Annotated in this window: 2 protein-coding genes; both read right to left on the bottom strand. The window is 37.0% G+C overall.

The genetic code is table 11. The features are described 5' to 3' along the window. A partial coding sequence (locus QI30_RS19025; RefSeq protein ID WP_148113898.1) for a hypothetical protein occupies positions 1–222 on the bottom strand: 222 nt, incomplete at its 3' end. 757 nt (positions 223–979) lie between these two features. Further along, positions 980–1246, bottom strand: a complete 267-nt coding sequence (locus QI30_RS19015) for an AbrB/MazE/SpoVT family DNA-binding domain-containing protein (RefSeq protein WP_126992088.1) — start codon at positions 1244–1246, stop codon at positions 980–982. Between the last annotated feature and the right edge of the window lie 93 nt (positions 1247–1339).

Raw genomic sequence — 1339 nt, 5'->3', positions numbered from 1 at the left:
ATAAAACGTACTAAACCGCTTAAATAACCAACTGCCCATCCAGTGAAGTACGCTAAATAAAACTGAGCCTAAAATAAACAACACAATATTACTAGTTGGTGCATCATTTACTGAAATTAAAATGGTTAAAATAAGTGTGATAAGTACATGAGCTATCGTAAACGGCATTTTTAAAACCGATGTATTATAATTAAGCACTTCAAAATGATCTTGTACTTTCACCTGCTCACCCTTTCTAAATCTTCCGCATTCGAATAAATACAACATACTCTATCCCTATTCGTTCATCAACTGACGTTTGGGCATTTAATAAAAGCCGTTATTAAAATAAAGAAGCAGATGAAGATCCGGTCTTTCACCTACTTTCCTATCATACATATCTCTAAATATCTATCTTTCAAAAATATTAGAGATTACTACTTTATCATGCTCCAATACCCCATCATATAATACTTATACGAGGGGGTAATTGTTTCTAGATTGCCTTCTAAAATATCACAGCTACGGTCATCATAAACATGTGGCCTCGTCATAAAAATACGATTTACTGACGCTACCCTCATATATTGAAGCACTGGAATAAATGTTTAAACTATATTCTCTATGCTATATTAAACACAAGGATTTACGAAAGGATGTTTAATATGGCTAAAAGTGTAGTATTAGCAGAAAAGCCTTCAGTAGCACGCGATATTGCGAATGTGCTGAAGTGGTATGGCAACACTTTTGGACAACTTTTATAAGGGTGCTCTTAAAGCATAAGGGGCGTACAAGTTGCTTGACATGGAGCCTCTATGGGCATGACTCCTTGCGCCAGAAAGCCAGCAATATCAGGCTGGCTTAGCCAAACGAGGCTATCATGCCCATTGCTCCACGTAAAGCTCTTCTCCGTTGATAGACTTAGAATTTGCCCTCTATACTCTATAAAGTGTGTCCAACTAAATGTAGCCTATCCATTTCTACATTATGAAGAGTTCAATTATTTCTGTTTCAGTTGATTTAGCAACACTTCAGCCCCTTTAGGAGAAAGGGTGATGTGATTAAATAATGTGAAGTTATCTGGCGTAATTTCTCCTGTTACTATGCAAGCAGCTTGTGGCGCATACTTTCGTAAAATAATTTCCTCGCCATCAATGAAAATTTCAACAGGGTCTTTTTCGTTGATTTCAAGCGTTCTGCGTAGCTCCATTGGGATAACGATACGCCCTAATTCATCGACTTTGCGTACGATGCCAGTTGATTTCATGGTCGTGTCCTCCTAAAACTTACTTCTTTTTCTCATTCGATTTCAAAAGCTCTTCTAAACGATTTTCATAAGATGCACGAATACGATCGTTTT

The sequence above is a fragment of the Candidatus Kurthia intestinigallinarum genome, assembly GCF_003991225.1.
GTDB classification, from domain to species: Bacteria; Bacillota; Bacilli; order Bacillales_A; family Planococcaceae; genus Kurthia; species Kurthia populi.
This window is presented reverse-complemented; position numbering and strand designations above follow the sequence as displayed.